This window comes from Streptomyces sp. SID14478, from assembly GCF_010548525.1.
GTDB lineage: Bacteria > Actinomycetota > Actinomycetes > Streptomycetales > Streptomycetaceae > Streptomyces.
In genome coordinates this window covers 1-518 of record NZ_JAAGMG010001097.1, presented here as the reverse complement: position 1 = coordinate 518, position 518 = coordinate 1, and the positions used below count along the sequence as shown (strand labels likewise).

The following is a 518-nucleotide window of genomic DNA, read 5'->3' as shown; positions in this document are numbered from 1 at the left end:
CGGGCCCTGGCCTGGTAGGCGGGCGCGGTGAGGGCCATGAGCGCCCAGGCCGCGGCGAGGCCGAGCAGGACACAGACCGCGACGGTGAACAGCCGCCCGGCCAGGGCCTGGCGGGGGAGAGAGCGGTGCACGGGGCGGCTCCTATGTCGATCGGTGGAATCCCGGGGCCGAGGCTAGAGACTTATGCGCCGAATGTCCGGAACGCGCGACGCAAGGAGCCCCATGGAGCCGCCCCCTCCGCCCCGGGTAGCCGTCCTGACGGTCACTCACAACCGGTGCGCCACCGCGCTCGCCGCGCTCGACGCCCTCGCCGCGCAGCACGGTCTGCCGCCGGACACCCGGGTCCGCGTCCACCTCGTCGACGCCGGGTCGCACGACGGCACCCCCGAGGCGGTGCGCCGCGCCCACCCCGGCGTCCAGGTGACGGTCGCCGGGCCCGACGTCCTGTGGGGCCAGGGCATGCGCCTGGCCAGCCGCAACAGCCGCGCGGCCGGCAGCCCGGCGCCCACGCACCAGCT

General features: G+C 76.6%; 1 protein-coding gene. It reads left to right on the top strand.

The annotated features are described in order from the left end of the window. Positions 1 to 222: 222 nt before the first annotated feature. On the top strand, positions 223 to 518 hold a 296-nt coding region (locus G3I40_RS35485), incomplete at its 3' end, for a glycosyltransferase (protein WP_239092138.1).